The sequence below is a fragment of the Cobetia sp. Ld8 genome (assembly GCF_045066615.1).
Classification (GTDB): Bacteria; Pseudomonadota; Gammaproteobacteria; order Pseudomonadales; family Halomonadaceae; genus Cobetia; species Cobetia amphilecti.
On record NZ_JBISHF010000007.1, the window covers coordinates 751,725 to 767,082 of the forward strand.

Here is a 15,358-nt window from a genome sequence, read left to right on the forward strand (position 1 = left end):
AGGCCTGCGCGGCACGGGTCATGCCGCAACCGCCTGAAGGTGAATCAGGATCGCCTGGTCGGGGTCCAGCACCGGCAGGGCAAGGCCTTCACGCATCAGGTACTCACCGGAGACGACGACCGGCTCGCCGGCCTGTTGTCGGCTGATCCAGGCGGGCAGCTGCTTCATGCGTCGCTCCGGGTGCTCCGGAAGTTCCAGCAGCTCGAGCTGGTAGGCCGTGTCGGCTTGCAGGCCGGTCAGCGGCTGGGCGGCGGGCACAGCGTGGCGTGGCATGGCCAGCTGGCTGATGCTGAAAAGGGCCTGTTGGCCATCCTGACTGACCACGCCATGGGCATGCTGATGGTCATCCAGGCAATCCAGGCGCCAGCTGACACCGTTGTGCAGCAGGCCACGCAGCGCCTTGTAACTCGCTATCCAGCCGCGCAGCTCACTGCGCTCTGCCTGATCGAGCTGGCTGACATCCAGCTCCAGCCCCAGATGACCGAACAGTGCCGTGGAGGCGCGGAAGGCGAGCGTCGTGCGTCGCGAGGTGGTGTGAGCGTGTTGCGGCCCGATATGCGCGCCCAGAAGCTCCGGTGGCAGTACCCGACTGGCCCCGCGCTGGATGTGCGTGCGCTCGTGGGGGTCGTTGCAGTCAGATGTCCAGACGCGATGGGTGTGCCGCAGAATGCCGTGATCGGTGCGCGCGCCACCCGAGGCGCAGCTCTCGATCTCGATGCCGGGATGTGCCTTTCGCAGGCGGGCCAGCAACGAGTAGAGCGCGCTGACCTGAGCATCGGCGGCAGGCTTGCCTCGCCCTTCCTCCGACTGGCCGCCCGCGTGGGTCAGGTCGCGATTCATGTCCCATTTCAGATACTTGATCGGGTACTCACTGAGCAGCGCATCGAGGCGCGCAAACAGGTAGTCACAGACCTCGCGGCGGGTCAGGTCCAACACGCATTGATAACGTCCCAGCGGCTGCTCGCGCCCCTCCAGCCCGAGAATCCAGTCCGGATGGGTGCGGAAGAGTTCACTGTCCGGATTGACCATCTCGGGCTCGACCCACAGGCCGAATTCCATGCCGTGCGCGTGTACGGACTCGATCAGCGGCCCCAGTCCCTGCGGGTACTTGCCGGCATCCAGATACCAGTCGCCCAGGGCGGCGCGCTCGCCATCCCGGCCGACGAACCAGCCATCGTCGAGCACGAAACGCTCGGCACCCACCTCACCGGCGGCAACGACCAACTCTTGGAGGCGCGTCGCATCGTGATCGAAGTAGAGCGCTTCCCAGGTGTTGACGTGAACCGGACGCGGCTTGTCAGCCACCGGCCAGTCAAGGCGCGCGCGCAGGGTGCGATGCATGCGCTGGCTGGCGCCATTGATGCCCGTATCCGACCAGGCCATCACCACTTCCGGGGTGGTCACGCTGTCGCCGGCGGCCAACATCTGTTCGCCGGGCAGCAGCAGGGCGCCCATCTGCAATTGGGTGCTGCCATCGAATTGACGCTCGATCAGGGCGCGATGGTTGCCACTCCACGCCAGATGCGCGGTGATGACTTCGCCACGCTGCTCGCTGAAGCCTGGCGTGCCGGTGATCAGCGTCGGCACGCGTTGATGCGAGCTGCGCCCGCGACGGTTCTCGAGCGTGAAGGTGCCTTCGCTGAGACGATGACGCGTCTCGGTGAATTCCTGCACCCAGCGGCCACCGAAGCTCAGGCATTCCTCGAAGCGGACCGGCAGCGGCAGGCAGGCGGCCGCCAGCCATTCGAGCCGGTAGGGCGCTGAAGACTGATTGGTCAGGGTCGTCTGCTGACGCAATACGCCCTCGCGGGTGACGGTCAGCGCCAGCAGCACTTCCAGCTCACTCAGGCTGTCACGAAGCGTCAGGCGGGCGTGGGCGCCGGTGGCATCCGTCGAGCAGGCCACATCGCTCAGGCGCATCGCCGTCAGCCAGTCGCGGCCTTCGCGATCACCGATCAGCGCGGGATAGCCGGCAAAGCCGAGTCCGGCATCATTGAACAGGGTATTGGGCGGCAGCTGATCCAGGCTCGCCTGGGGCGTGGCGGCAGCGCTCATCAGGCGGTGCTGGTCCGGATTGATGGGCGCAATGCGCCCGAAATGGGCCAGCTTGAGCAGGCCATCGGCGAGATCCAGCTGCAGCTGGATGCCATCGGCACTCAGGCTCAACCACTGCTGATCGCTTGACCAGGTCGCGTCAGGCGCGGCCGACGGTCGGGAAGATGGGGCGTCTGCGGTCATCATGAGAGGTCCAGAAATAAAGAAAGATCAGAGACGGAATGGCAGTTGTCAGCCCAGCACCAGCGGTGGCTCTGCCAGTCCCTTGAAACCGTGTGCTGACAGGTCCAGCGCGAAGAGGTCACCGTCACCCGCCGCATGATCCGGCGTGGCCATGCCTTCATGCGCCGTGGTGATGTACAGCGTGCTCAGCCCCTCGCCACCGAACAGCGGGCACGAAGGCTGGCTGACCGGCAGCGCCACATGGGCGATTTCCTTGCCGTCGTGATCCAGCCTTGCCACGCGGCCGCCTCCCCAGAGCGCGATCCACATGTGGCCAGCGGCATCGATCACGGCGCCATCCGGGCCACCACCGGCCTCCCGCAGATCGGCCCAGACCTCAGGGGCGTTGTATTCACCTGCCGAGGTGAGTGGCCAGCCATCGGCGTCCAGCTGCCAGCGCATCACCTGACCGGTGACGGTGTCTGTGAAATAGGCGAAGCGGCCATCCGGCGAGAAGCACAGCGCATTGGGAATGGTCAGCCCCTCGAGCACGCGGGTCAGCTCACCGCGATGCAGCCGATAGAGGCTGCCGGCGCCGGTCTCGGCGTTGCAGCCCATGCTCGAGAGCCACAGACTGCCATGGCGATCCACCCGCGCATCATTGCTGCGCGTGGCCGGCATCGTGTCTGCCTCGAAGGGCATGACATCTTCCACGGCGCCGGTCTCGGGATTGAAGCGCGAGAGCATCCCCTGCGCGACCAGCAGGTAATCGCCGTCTTGGGTAACGGCTGCGTAGGAGGTGCGGCGCGCAAGCTGAGTGATGACGTGATCACTGCCGTCAGCGGCGGCGTGATGCAGCTCGCCGGCGAGAATGTTCAGCCAGCGCACCCGCGCAGGCAGGGTGTTCGTCGCGGGCGTCCAGCCCGGTCCTTCGCCCAGCTCGCAGCCACTGGCGACGAGGCGCCTGGCAGTGCCAAGGCATGGTGATGACGTCATCTGCTGCTCCTTTGCGATATCCGTGGGCTCTTTACGCTGTTCAGTCAGCCGCCTGCCATGCCGCGACCAGAGTGCGGGCCCGTTCGCCCACCTCAGCGGCGCTCAGGCCGGGCGTGTAGATGGCCGTGCCGAGGCCAGCGCCGTGGACACCCGCCGCGCGCCATTCGGCGAAGTTGTCACTGCCGATGCCGCCGACGGCATAAAGCTCGGTGTCCTTGGGCAGCACGGCCAGCATGGCCTTCATGTTGACGATGCCGACCTGAGTCGCCGGGAACAGCTTGAGACCCGAGGCGCCGGCAGCGAGGGCGGCGAAGGCTTCCGTCGGCGTGACGATGCCGGGCAGCGAGACCATCTCCAGCCGGCGACTTTCGCGGATGACATCGACATCGGCATTGGGCGAGACGATCAGACGGCCGCCGGCGGCGTGCACATCGCGCACCTGTTGCGGGGTCAGCACGGTGCCGGCGCCGATCAGGATCTTGCCGCCATGCGCGCGCTCGCAGTGCTCGACCAGCGCGGCGATGCTCTCCAGCGGTTGAGGAGAATTGAGCGGGACTTCGATACGGGTGATGCCGGCGGCGATGATCTCGTCGGCGATGGCGATGATGTCTTGCGGTGTCACACCGCGCAGTATGGCGACCAGAGGCAGGCTCATGGCGATCTCCAGAAATGGGGCTGTTTGAAGAGGAGCTCTTTGAATAAGGGCTGTGTGAAGTGAGGAGTGACGTGGCTCACTGGCTGGCAATGCCAGAAATGCTGAATCAATGGCTCACAGAGGCGCGATCCGATGACGACGCACGGGCCGATGACAAGCCACGGTCTGATGACGATGCCTGCGCGGATGATCGTGCACGCTGGATGCGGCCGAGCCCCGCCAGAATCATGTCGGCGTTGGCTGCAGTGGTGACCTGATAGCCCAGATGTTCCAGCGCGACCTGATAGCGCTGGCACAGCACGGCGTCGCCGATCAGGGTGATGGTGGCGTGGTCAGGTAGCTGCGCAGTGGCGCCCGCCAGCTCAAGCCCCAGCACCAGGCCTGACAGGCGTGCGCCGAGTACCGCCTTGCGAGCATCAGCCTCAGGCAGCGCCGTATCGAGCAGATCGCGGGCACGAATGCCGAACAGCTGCGCGGTGGTGCGCTCCGGGGCGGCAAGCGCCGTATCGATGCCCTCCAGATAGGCATCGCGCTGGGTGGCGTCGCTGAGATCTCCCGCGGCGACGGAGTGCTTGAGCACCGAATCCTGACTGAGCAGCTTGAAAAGCTCGCCGCTCATGAAGGTGCTGAAGCCGGTGATGGCGCCACTGGCGAGATGTGCCCACTTGGCGTGGGTGCCGGGTAGACACACCGCACCGCTGTAGTCGGGATGGGCGGCCACCAGGCCCGCCAGCTGGGTCTCCTCGCCACGCATGACATCGTAGCTCGGCTGTTGCTGACAGAGGCCCGGCACGATGGCGACGGCAAGGCGGCTGTCGCGGGTCGCGACATGGGTCAGCTGGTCGGAGAGTGCCCTCAGCACATCACGGGAAGGCGTCTTCTCCGTAGGCAACGGCAGGTAAGCCGCCTCCTGCCAGCCCTGACGCGCGCCGGCCATGCCACAGATCAGCACCGGCATGGGAGAGGTTGCATCGTCGGGCAGCCAATCATTGATCAGCACGCGCAGCACATCCTCGAACTCATCTGCCGCCAGTCCCAGCATGCCGCGGGCACTGCTGGCCTGAGCGATGACTGCATCGTCGCCATTGACGGCCCAGGCGCGCAGATTGCTGGAGCCCCAGTCGACGGCGATCCAGGCCGGCGTGACGCTGACGGCGCTCACACTCGGCCTCCGTCTACCACCATCGGCTGACCGGTCATCATGCGCGAGGCGCTGGAGGCCAGGAACAGGCACGGATTGATCATGTCCTCGACCGGAATGGCCTCTTTCAGACACTGCTGATCAATGCACTCGTTCAAGTCCTTGTCGTTGACCCACAGCTCGCGCTGACGCTCCGTCATCACCCAGCCCGGGATCAGGCAGTTGACGCGAATGGCGTCCGGGCCCAGCTCGCGCGCCAGTGCCTTGGTCATGCCCATGATGCCGGCCTTGGCGGTGACGTAGGTCGGGTAGCCGCCCAGTCCCAGCATGTAGCTGTTGGAGGACAGATTGATGATGGCGCCGCCACCCAGCGCGCGCATGTCGGGGGCGACGGCCTGGGCAGTGAAGAATTGCGGGCGCAGGTTGGTGGCGATGGATTCATCCCACTGTTCCACCGTCCACTCATCCAGCGTATGACGGGTGTCACGGGCGGCGTTGTTGACCAGTACGTTGATCAGGCCGTGGGCCTCACGCGCCTGAGCGACGGCGGCCTGCAGCGCCTCGATATCCTGGATGTTGCAGGGGATGAACAGCGGACGATTGGCGTAGCGAGCTTCCATGGCGTCACAGAATTCGCTGGCATCGGACAGGCCGACGAAGGCGACCTTGGCACCCTGGGCGAGGAAGCCTTCGGTCAGTGCGGCGCCGATGCCGGAGCCACCGCCGGTGATGAAGACGCTGGCACCCGCGAGGTCCGGGTAGCGAAAGTCGGCGAAGGCGGGGCGTTCAGGCGTGGATGATGCGGTAAGAGTCATGTCGAATCCTTCCTTGAGCGTGACAGGCCCTCGGCGGAAGGCCTGTCCTGGCATGGCGTCTGTGTTGTCAGTGTGTGCGTTGCGGCATGCTCAGCATTACCACTCGGCGACGGAGCCGTCTTCGTGGGTCCACAGCGGGTTGCGCCAGCGATGGCCGACCTTGGCACGCTCCTCGACGAAGGCCTCGTCGATCTCGACGCCCAGCCCCGGGCCCTGCGGAATGGCGCAGAAGCCGTCCTTGATCGCCAACGCATCCTTGTCGACCAGGTAATCCAGTACGTCGTTGTCCTTGTTGTAGTGGATTCCCATGCTCTGTTCCTGGATGAAAGCGTTGTGACACACCGCGTCCAGTTGCAGCGAGGCCGCCAGCGTCAGCGGGCCGAGCGGGCAGTGCGGGGCCAGCGCCACATCGTAGGCCGAGGCCAGGGTGGCGATCTTCAGGCCTTCGCTGATGCCGCCACAGTGGGAGAGATCGGGCTGGATGATGTCGACCATGCCGTCCGCCAGCAGATCACGGAACTGGAAGCGGGTGTGCAGGCGCTCGCCGGTGGCGATGGGCGTCGCGATGCCTTCGGCGATGTGCTTGAGGGACGGCAGGTGCTCAGGCGCGACCGGCTCCTCGATGAACATCGGGTGGAACTGCTCCAGCTCACGCAGCAACGCCTTGGCCATCGGGCGATGCACGCGACCATGGAAGTCGATGCCGATGCCGACATCCGGACCGACCGCATCACGAGCCTCGGCGACACGTGCCACGGCGTCATCGATCTTCTTGTGCGAATCGACGATCTGCATCTCCGGCGTGCCATTCATCTTGAAGGCGGTGAAGCCCTGATCGACCAGCGCCTTGGCGCCTGCGCCGACATCTGACGGGCGGTCACCGCCGGTCCAGGCGTACATGCGCATCTTGTCGCGTACCGGACCGCCGAGCAGCTGGTGCACGGGCACTCCCAGATCACGGCCCTTCAGGTCCCACAGCGCCTGATCGATGCCGGCGATGGCAGACATCAGGATCGGGCCGCCACGGTAGAAGCCCGCGCGGTACATCACGTTCCACAGGTGCTCGATATTGCGCGGGTCCTGACCGACCAGATAATCGGACAGCTCGTGCACGGCGGCCTCGACGGTCGCGGCGCGGCCCTCGATGACCGGTTCGCCCCAGCCATAGCAGCCTTCATCGGTCTCGATCTTGAGGAACAGCCAGCGCGGCGGAACTTGCCAGGTCTTGAGTCGGGTGATTTTCACGGATGCATCCTTGTTGAGAATGGGCGTTTGAACGAGGCTCAGCGCCAGGCGAAGCGAGTGGTGGAATCGGTCGTCATCGGCTGACGCCCGATCAGCATCAGAAGCGGCGGTGGCCCAGCTGCGGGTGGTCCGGTGAGAAGCCGAGATCGCGCGCTGCGGTCTCCAGTACCCGCTCGGCACAGGTGCGTGCCATCTCGGGCTGGCGCAGGCGAATGGCCTCCATCACCGCGCGGTGACGGTCGAGGCTGGCGCGATGATGGCTGTGATCATGCTGCTGCGCGGACTGCTGAGTACTGTGGATCAGTTGGCTGATGGAAGGGCGCAGCAGGCTGCCAAGCTGTGTCCATACCAGATTGTGCGTGGCGTGGTAGATGGCTTCGTGGAAGACGACATCGTGCTCGGCATGCGCCTCGCGCGAGCTGTCATTGGCGGTATTGACCATGCCTTCGAAGGCGCGCTCCAGGCGCGCGAGGTCCTGGGCATTGGCCTTCATCGCGGCCAGCGCACTGACATAGGGCTCGACGGAGAGGCGGAAGGCGTAGATCTCGCGCATCAGGTCCGGGTTGATACCGTCGAGACCGCTGACCCAATGGCTCATCAGCGGGTCCAGCAGCTGCCATTCGCTCATCTCGCGCACGATGGTGCCGCGCCCGGCGGTACGTTCCAGCAGCCCGGCGCTCACCAGCTGAGCCAGGGCGTTGCGAACACGGTTGCGGCTGGCGTCGAAGCGCTGGCAGAGGTCCAATTCACGCGGAAAGCTGTCACCGGGGCCGAAGCTGCCCGCGAGGATTTCCCGCGCCATGCAGGTGGCGATGGCCTCCATGCTGCGCGGGGTCGCGTCGTCCGCTGAGGCGCTGTCAGTGGCGAGCGCGGCTGTCGCCAGAGAGTCGGTCATTGAGATGCCTGTCGTGAGGAGATGGTCAGGTGAGTCACTGCATCGCACCGCCTTGGAGCCTGGCGCTGACGCATGAGGTTCCGAGCATCAGAATAAATGTCTGAACACACATTAATAAATGTCGGACATTTCAACAAGACGCAAATACTTCAACTTTGGTCGCGCGAGAAGGTAGTAAAAAGGAGTACGTCCACAACGAAAGGGGCCAGACACGATGTCTGGCCCCTGTCATGTCATGTGGCCTTTTGAAGCCGGGTCACATGCAAAGCGGGTCATAGGGAAGCGGGTCACATGCAAAACGCCATGACCGGGTCAAGCCGATGGCGGGTAGCGAGCCAGGTGGCCATTGAGGGTCAATTGCCATTCCTTGAGTGTCTGGGCACAGGAGAGATCGAGCAGCGTGACCTCCAGCGTCGCAGTGTCCTCCAGCGATGACAGCAGCGATGTCAGGGAATCGGCGGTGGGCGGCGAGGCAGTACCATTGGCTGGCGCCTCGAACAGTGGCTCATTGCCTTCAGGGCGGCGAGTCACTTTCTGCGCAGGCGAGATATCCCGACATTGATGGCCCATCACGATGAAGTTGCCCTCGCTGACGCGGAAGACACGCAACGGATAGAAGCAGGCATTCAGGTGCGGGCCAAGCTGAGCATCGAGTGGCGCAAGTTGCCTGTCGCCAGCGTCGCGTCGCGCGCCTCCCTTCCGGCTCAGGCGAAGATGGCACAGCGTGATGTGCTGCCCCATGGCGTCCTGACACTCACGGGCCAGCGCTTCGAGAGCGGCATCCAGCAGCGCGCGGGTGAAGCAGCCACTGTGGCTGTCGCGCCACCGGTTCGGGTCACGTTCTACCTGCTGCGGGCAGAGTCGATGCAGGGTGGGCGCCGGCGGTATCGGTTGCTCCGTCAGCACTTCACGCGCCGCCTGCAGCAACTCTGGCGGTAGATGGCCATGACGGTGCTCGATATCGCACAGCGCCTGGGCCTCACTGACACCGGTATGACGCACCAGCTCGATGACCTGCACGACCAGCGCCAGAGTGCTGGCAGCGAGCGACGTCTCGCCAAGCGACGTTGCAGCAATATCGGTAGAGGCCTGCTCCGCCTGTGGGATGTCTGTATTAGGAGGAGCAGAGGGAAGCTCAGAAGGAGGTGTTGTAGAGGTTTGCGACAGCTGCGATGACGCGTCAGCGTTGCCGTTTGCATGCGGCGCCAACCTGCTGCAGGCACCGAGCATGAACTGCTGGCTGGCACGCAGCAGGTCAGCTTCGGCGGGCGCCATCAGGGCGTCTTCCATCATGCGAGCACCGATCTCGACATGGCGACGCAGCAAGTGATACTGATCGAAATGCAGTTCATCGCGTGGTCGCAGCAGTGAGTCGGGCAGCGCCAGCTTGCCGATATCATGCAGCATGGCAACGCGCTCCAGCGTGGCGATTTCCTGGCGGTCCATCCCGAGTCGTGTCGCGATGGCGCTGACAAGATTGGCGGCCAGCCAGTCTTCTCCCGAGCGCTCGGGACAGCGTTCGTCGCGGATCATGCGCATCACCGACCCGAGCCTGTCTTCACCGCGCTGTTCAAGCTCATGCTCCAGCTGATTCATGCGCTGGCGCATCTGCAGCTGTCGCTCGCGATACTGGCGCAGGAAGGCGTAGCCAAAAGCCAGGCAAAGCATCAAGGTCACCAGCAGGGTGATCAGGAAGTGCCAACGCTCCAGCGCGTGCTTCTTCTTCATCAAGTCTGCGTGCGCCTGGAAGGCGGCTTCACTGATGTCATCGAGATAGACGCCGCTGGCGATGATCCACTGGAAGGGGGGATACAGGGCGGCGTAGGCGGTCTTGTCGACCTGCTCGGCGCCCGGGCGCTTGGGGAAGCGGTAATCGAAGTAGATACCACTGCCGTTCAAGACACCCTCGAGCTCGGTACGATACGGGAAGCGGCCACTGCTGTCCTGGTACTCGGTCGACAGCAGCTTGCCTTCGGTGTCGGGCAGCAGAGGATGGATCAAGCGGCGTGCATAGCCCTCACCGCCGGCCGGGTCCAGGATATCGTTGATCCAGACATAGCGGCTTTCCTCGCGCTCGATACTCGCGTGCAGAGACTGTCTCAGCTCATTGGCGACCAGAAAGGCCACCATCTTCGGGTCGATATGCACCAGTGCCCAGGGGGCAGGCTGCTGTCGACGATCAAGGCGTACAGCGCCGGGGCTGTCTTCCTCTTGCCCCAGAGGCACGGCAAACACCAGTCCGGCATCCGTGCCGCGCAGGAATTGTGCCTTGCGCATGCCCGCGTTGAGGCGCTGATTCAGCTCCTGATTCCACCAGTCAGGGTGGAGCGTGGTGGGGAGCTGCACGATGTCGATCCAGTCCGGGTTGATGCGCAGGTCCGGGAACTGGCGCAACAGTTCGGTGCTGACGAAGGAGCGATCACGACCACTCAGATGGCTGATGCCCAGTGACGGGGAGCGCATGGTGGTGATGAGAAGACGTTGCAGACGATGCTCGTAATCGCGATGTCGCGAGGCGATCATGCCCAGTGTCTGCTCCACCATCATGCTGGCCTGTTGACGCCGTTCCCTGGCGACCAGCATCTGGGTCGCCTGGGCCTGCAGAATGTCCTGTTCGCGACTCTGCGATTCTTGAAATACCAGCAGGCCGCCAAGCGAGATACAGGAAAGTGCGGTCAACCCCAGCCACAGGCGCAAGGGTTTGCCGAACGGACGCTGTCTGTCCGAGGAGCGAAGATCGGGCGGGCCGGTATCTGGCCCATGTCGAGAGAGATCACTATCCTTGATCATCGAGTCACGTCATCCATGAGTGATGCGGTGGCGCTGCGAAGGGCGATGATGGCACTGTTTCGAGCATAGCGGCTAGCGCAACACCCATGAGATGTCGTTTCAGGTATCGACGTCATCTAGCCAACGCTACGGTGTTGCCGTCCAGATGCCAAGTGAGAGTGCCCAACACTCCGTGAAGCCCCAGTTCAGGGCACTTGCGCGCTTTGCGTATCGCGCGATGTCTTGCGAGCAGGCGTTGAAAGGGGCATGATGAAGCTAGTTTTCTGTATGGCTTTCAAGAAGATATCTGTTATTTGTCTATGGCTGTCCAGAAGAGGCTCGCTAACATCTTGATTTGAGGCGCGCCGGTCGAGTGTTGAAGGTGTCGTGCATAAGCTGCAAGTCAAATTGTCGCTCATCGTCCTGCAGTGAACTCATAGCGTTGTCTTCTTGTTGTCGACAAGATCAAAAGTGGAAAATCGTGCATGAACCGACATGATGAAAAGATCATTGCCAGTGCTCGCAAGCAGCGTGCTCTCTTTGATGAGCTCGAAAAGGCGTTGGCGGAAGAGCTGAATGCGCTGGATCGCTCTTCTCAGCCTTCGCCCGCCGCTGAGCCGAACCACGATGCCGACGACGCGCGCGCTCAACAGCGTGAAGCGGAGTTCGTGGCGCGGCTCGAGAGTCTGATCGCGGAATTCGATCTCGATCGCGAGGCCGCCCAGACATGGCTGCGTGAGCTTGAGGCCTTCAAGGGAGACGCGGAGTCAGAGGAGTCAGCGTAAGCCTTAGTCTTGCCTGACGTCTCTTGCACTACGCCCTGAGCGACTCCTGAAATACGCCCTGAACTATCACCTGAGCTATGACCTGAGCTACGCAGATATGACGCTGCGTGTCGCGCTGGTCTGTTCAGGCCTGCAAGCGTGTAAGCGTGTAAGCCTGCAAGAACAACGCCCAGCACTTCTTTGAAGGCTGGGCGTTGTGCGTTTCTCGCTTGGCGCATCTGGATCCAATGGTTATCTAGCCCGATAGATTTTCTGACGTCTTGTTATTGGTTTACCAGCTTAGCGAATTATTGGCTTGCCGACGTATCTACGAGACCGCTTGCCTGTTTGACGGCAAGCTTCATTCGGCAACGCTCCCACCGGCCCTCGACCTCGGGTTTGGGCCTAGATCTCCTCCCAGATGGCTTCCTTCAATTCATCTGTCAGGCCTTGCAGGCGTTGCAGGCGCTTGACGGTATGTTCCTGCACATCACTGACGATCTCCGTCAGGCACTCCTTCGACTCGTGTGGGTCAACGAACCCGGTCGATAGCAGGCACTGGCCCATTTCCATGCTCTTGGTCTGCCACATGCGAATAAACTCGATTTCCTGCTCATATGCCTTGAGGCTCAGGGTCCACCATACCTGCTGACAACGCATCAAGGGGGCGAGGGGATGCACGAGGTCGTCTGGTCGATTCATCCAGGGCAGTGGGGTGCTGAACATGGCAGCGAAAGGCTGCATCGGTTGATTGGCGACTGGCATTCTGGACTCCTGTCTCATGGTATCTGATAGCTGATGAGTGCAAACCTTGGGGGAAATACCTGCGGGGCGGCTGGTGTTTGGCGTTATTGTGACCAATAGTGATAGTGGCTGGTGTCTAGTGGCACAGGCTTCGCAACCTGAGCTGAGTTGAGCATAGCTCCCTCTGCTGGAATGCGCGCGAGCATCCTGTGCTGTCCCCAGTCAACTCTGTTTTCAACAACTCTGGCTTCAACAACCCTGTCCTCAGACAACCCTGTGCCCAGATGATGAATTGCGTGAGGTCACCGACTAGGAGGCGATCATGATCAATGAAGTCAAATCCGTACTGGCAGCATTCTTTGGTGTCCAGAAGGAGGCCAATCGCAAGCGTGATTTCGAGCACGGCCATGCGCTGGACTTTCTGGTGGTGGGACTGGTGATGGCCGCACTGCTTGTGGGAGGGATGGCGCTGCTGTCCACGGTCGTCGCCGGCTGATGAGCCGCTCAGGCGACAGAGACGAAACGTCAGGCAAGACTCTCCAGATACGAAATATTTGGCACGAAAAAGCCCCCGCCCAGGAGACCATCCTCGACGGGGGCTTTTGCTTGGTTCACTCGGCTGCGATTGCCTTCTATCCCGCGTCTGTTCGCAGGCAGAAACCGTGAGTGATCAAGAGCGGGCGATCAACGACGCGCGAACAGCGGCGTCTTCTGATCGACACCGGTCTGGTAGCTGACGCTGAACGAGCTCAGCGCATGCAAGGCATCTTCCACGTACTGATCATCACGCAGAGCAAAGGCACTGATGCCGCAACGGCTCATGTAGTGGAGTTGATCCACCAGCACGTCACCGATGGCGCGAATCTCACCCTGGTAGCCGAAGCGCTCGCGCATCAGGCGGGCGATGGTGTAACCGCGGCCATCATTGAAGTTCGGGAAGTCGACCGCCAGCAGCGGTGCGTCCGCCAGTGCCTTGCCCAGTTCCGGCGTGAGCTCGGTGTCACTGGCAAGCCAGGGCGCCAGATGATCAGAGCCTTCGCCGGCGGCGACCAGTGCCTGCCATTCTGCCAGCGGCAGCAGGGCGGGTTGCTGATAGCTCGGCAGATTGCCGTCTTCATCCTGACGCACGACCTGCCAGGCATCTTCGCTCACCAGCTGATTCTGACGGATGACGCCACCCTGGCGCTGATCGGTCAATTCACGTGCTGATGTCATTTCTGCAGTCACCTCAGGCATAGACCCGCTCCTTGAACGGCTTCATGCCGATGCGGTGGTAGGTATCGACGAAGACTTCATCTTCCAGACGCTGCTCGACGTACACCTGCAGCACCTTGTCGATGACGTTCGGCATGTCTTCGGCATTGAAGGACGGGCCGAGGATCTTGCCGAGCGTGGCGTTGTCGTCGCTGCGTCCGCCCAGCGAGACCTGGTAGAACTCCTGGCCTTTCTTGTCGACACCGAGGATACCGATGTTGCCGACGTGGTGATGGCCACAGGCGTTCATGCAGCCCGAGATGTTCAGGTCCAGCGGGCCGAGGTCGTAGAGGAAGTCGAGGTCTTCGAAGCGGTCCTGCAGTGCCTGAGCGATGGGAATCGACTTGGCATTGGCCAGCGAGCAGAAATCGCCACCCGGGCAGCAGATCATGTCCGCCAGCGTGCCCACGGTCGGGTTGGCCATGCCGAGTTCTTCCAGCGCCTTCCAGAGTGTCTCGAGTTCATCAACCGGCACGTCAGACAGCACCAGGTTCTGCTCGTGCGTCACGCGCAGTTCACCGAAGCCGTACTGCTCCGCGAGGTCAGCCACGGCGTCCATCTGGTCGGCGGTGACGTCACCCGGGGCCAGTTCACGGCGCTTGAGCGACAGGGTGACGGCCTTGTAGCCCGGCACCTTGTGGCCGACGACGTTGTTGGTCACGAAACGCGCGAAGGCACGGTTCTCGCGGCGCAGGGTCTCGTAGGCCTCGATGGCCTCGGCGCTGACTTCACGGCGCTCAGGCTCGGGGAAGTAGCTGGTCGCCTTGGTGACGGCGGAGTCGGTCAGGGTTTCCGGGCCATCCTTGATGTGTGCCCATTCTTCCTCGACGCGACGACGGAATTCCTCGATTCCCAGTGCCTTGACCAGGATCTTGATGCGCGCCTTGTACTTGTTGTCGCGACGGCCCCACTGGTTGTAGACACGCACGATGGCGTCCAGATAGGTCAGCAGGTGCTGCCAGTCGAGATCTTCGCGCACGATGTCGCCGACCATCGGCGTACGGCCGAGACCGCCACCCGCCAGGATGGTGGCCTTGACACTGCCATCGTCGGCGCGGTTGAGGCGAATGCCGATATCGTGGACCTGGATGGCAGCACGGTCGGCGCTGGCACCGGTAACGGCAATCTTGAACTTGCGCGGCAGATAGGCAAATTCCGGGTGAAGCGTCGACCACTGACGGATTAGCTCACACCACGGACGCGGATCGACGGTCTCGTCTTCCGCGATACCGGCGAACTGGTCAGTCGTGGTATTGCGGATGCAGTTGCCACTGGTCTGGATCGCATGCATCTCGACCTGAGCCAGTTCGGCGAGAATCGCCGGGACATCTTCCAGCTTCGGCCAGTTCAGCTGCAGATTCTGGCGAGTCGTGAAGTGTCCATAGGAACGGTCATAACGGCGGCTGATGGCCGCCATGGCGCGCAGCTGAACAGCGCTCAACATGCCGTAGGGAATGGCGATACGCAGCATCGGGGCATGACGCTGGATGTATAGCCCGTTCTGCAGGCGCAGAGGGCGGAATTCTTCATCTCCCAGACGGCCCGCCAGATAGCGATCCATCTGGTCCTTGAACTGAGCTACCCGCTCGTCGACCAGTGTCTGGTCGTAGGTGTCATAGCGATACATGTCAGGGGTGTCCTGCGGTCGGGCATCAGATGATCATCCACTGATGCGAATCTTGTTGATGCTGGAGCCACCATACCCTCTATTCTTTATTCTTTAAAAGAATAAATCCTCATAGTTTTCGATGATGACGTTATTAAGAAGGGCGCGTTGAGTTTGCCTACCAGCAGCGAAAAAGAAAAGACCAGACGCCTGAGGGGGAGTCTGGCCATGATCCGTCGTCTGACGACAGGCAAAGC

The 15,358-nt window shown here is 62.5% G+C and carries 13 protein-coding genes; 2 read left to right on the forward strand and 11 right to left on the reverse strand.

The genetic code is table 11. The annotated features are described in order from the left end of the window. Positions 1-18: 18 nt before the first annotated feature. From ACJJV2_RS08035 to ACJJV2_RS08070, 8 genes are all read right to left on the reverse strand, one after another. A complete protein-coding gene (locus tag ACJJV2_RS08035) occupies positions 19-2,241 on the reverse strand; it encodes an alpha-galactosidase (protein WP_405279805.1) in 2,223 nt (740 codons plus the stop codon). A gap of 45 nt (positions 2,242-2,286) precedes the next feature. After that, positions 2,287-3,213 carry an SMP-30/gluconolactonase/LRE family protein gene (locus tag ACJJV2_RS08040; protein WP_405279808.1) on the reverse strand — a complete coding sequence of 309 codons (927 nt, stop codon included), beginning with the start codon at positions 3,211-3,213 and terminating at the stop codon, positions 2,287-2,289. 40 nt (positions 3,214-3,253) lie between these two features. Beyond that, positions 3,254-3,868, reverse strand: coding sequence for a 2-dehydro-3-deoxy-6-phosphogalactonate aldolase (locus tag ACJJV2_RS08045; RefSeq protein WP_216060643.1), 615 nt, complete (start codon positions 3,866-3,868; stop codon positions 3,254-3,256). 106 nt (positions 3,869-3,974) lie between these two features. Beyond that, positions 3,975-5,030, reverse strand: a complete 1,056-nt coding sequence (locus ACJJV2_RS08050; protein ID WP_405279811.1) for a 2-dehydro-3-deoxygalactonokinase — start codon at positions 5,028-5,030, stop codon at positions 3,975-3,977. Then, a complete protein-coding gene (locus ACJJV2_RS08055) occupies positions 5,027-5,824 on the reverse strand; it encodes an SDR family NAD(P)-dependent oxidoreductase (RefSeq protein ID WP_405279814.1) in 798 nt (265 codons plus the stop codon). The genes ACJJV2_RS08050 and ACJJV2_RS08055 overlap by 4 nt, the downstream gene beginning before the upstream one ends. Before the next feature lie 96 nt (positions 5,825-5,920). Continuing rightward, the gene (gene dgoD / locus ACJJV2_RS08060; RefSeq protein ID WP_054556643.1) at positions 5,921-7,069 is read right to left on the reverse strand and encodes a galactonate dehydratase; all 1,149 of its coding nucleotides are present in this window, start codon (positions 7,067-7,069) and stop codon (positions 5,921-5,923) included. Between the two features lie 97 nt (positions 7,070-7,166). Beyond that, the gene (locus ACJJV2_RS08065; RefSeq protein WP_405279818.1) at positions 7,167-7,964 is read right to left on the reverse strand and encodes a FadR/GntR family transcriptional regulator; all 798 of its coding nucleotides are present in this window, start codon (positions 7,962-7,964) and stop codon (positions 7,167-7,169) included. A 312-nt stretch (positions 7,965-8,276) separates the two neighbouring features. After that, complete coding sequence (locus ACJJV2_RS08070) at positions 8,277-10,754, reverse strand: cache domain-containing protein (RefSeq protein ID WP_405279821.1); 2,478 nt, start codon at positions 10,752-10,754, stop codon at positions 8,277-8,279. A gap of 464 nt (positions 10,755-11,218) precedes the next feature. Between ACJJV2_RS08070 and ACJJV2_RS08075 the strand changes: the two genes are divergently transcribed. Then, positions 11,219-11,518 carry a hypothetical protein gene (locus ACJJV2_RS08075; protein WP_405279824.1) on the forward strand — a complete coding sequence of 100 codons (300 nt, stop codon included), beginning with the start codon at positions 11,219-11,221 and terminating at the stop codon, positions 11,516-11,518. Positions 11,519-11,902: 384 nt separating this feature from the next. On the opposite strand, the gene ACJJV2_RS08080 is transcribed toward ACJJV2_RS08075, so the two are convergent. After that, on the reverse strand, positions 11,903-12,262 hold the full coding sequence (locus ACJJV2_RS08080; RefSeq protein ID WP_153635789.1) for a hypothetical protein: 360 nt from the start codon (positions 12,260-12,262) through the stop codon (positions 11,903-11,905). A 301-nt stretch (positions 12,263-12,563) separates the two neighbouring features. Here ACJJV2_RS08080 and ACJJV2_RS08085 point away from each other — a divergent pair, with 301 nt between their 5' ends. After that, positions 12,564-12,737, forward strand: coding sequence for a DUF2970 domain-containing protein (locus tag ACJJV2_RS08085; protein ID WP_082388754.1), 174 nt, complete (start codon positions 12,564-12,566; stop codon positions 12,735-12,737). A 188-nt stretch (positions 12,738-12,925) separates the two neighbouring features. Here the strand turns inward: ACJJV2_RS08085 and ACJJV2_RS08090 are convergent, their stop codons facing one another. Together ACJJV2_RS08090 and ACJJV2_RS08095 are read right to left on the reverse strand one after the other, a co-directional pair. Continuing rightward, complete coding sequence (locus ACJJV2_RS08090; protein ID WP_240548558.1) at positions 12,926-13,477, reverse strand: DUF934 domain-containing protein; 552 nt, start codon at positions 13,475-13,477, stop codon at positions 12,926-12,928. Continuing rightward, on the reverse strand, positions 13,470-15,122 hold the full coding sequence (locus tag ACJJV2_RS08095) for a nitrite/sulfite reductase (RefSeq protein ID WP_405279829.1): 1,653 nt from the start codon (positions 15,120-15,122) through the stop codon (positions 13,470-13,472). Before ACJJV2_RS08095 ends, ACJJV2_RS08090 begins: the two co-directional genes overlap by 8 nt. Positions 15,123-15,358: the final 236 nt, after the last annotated feature.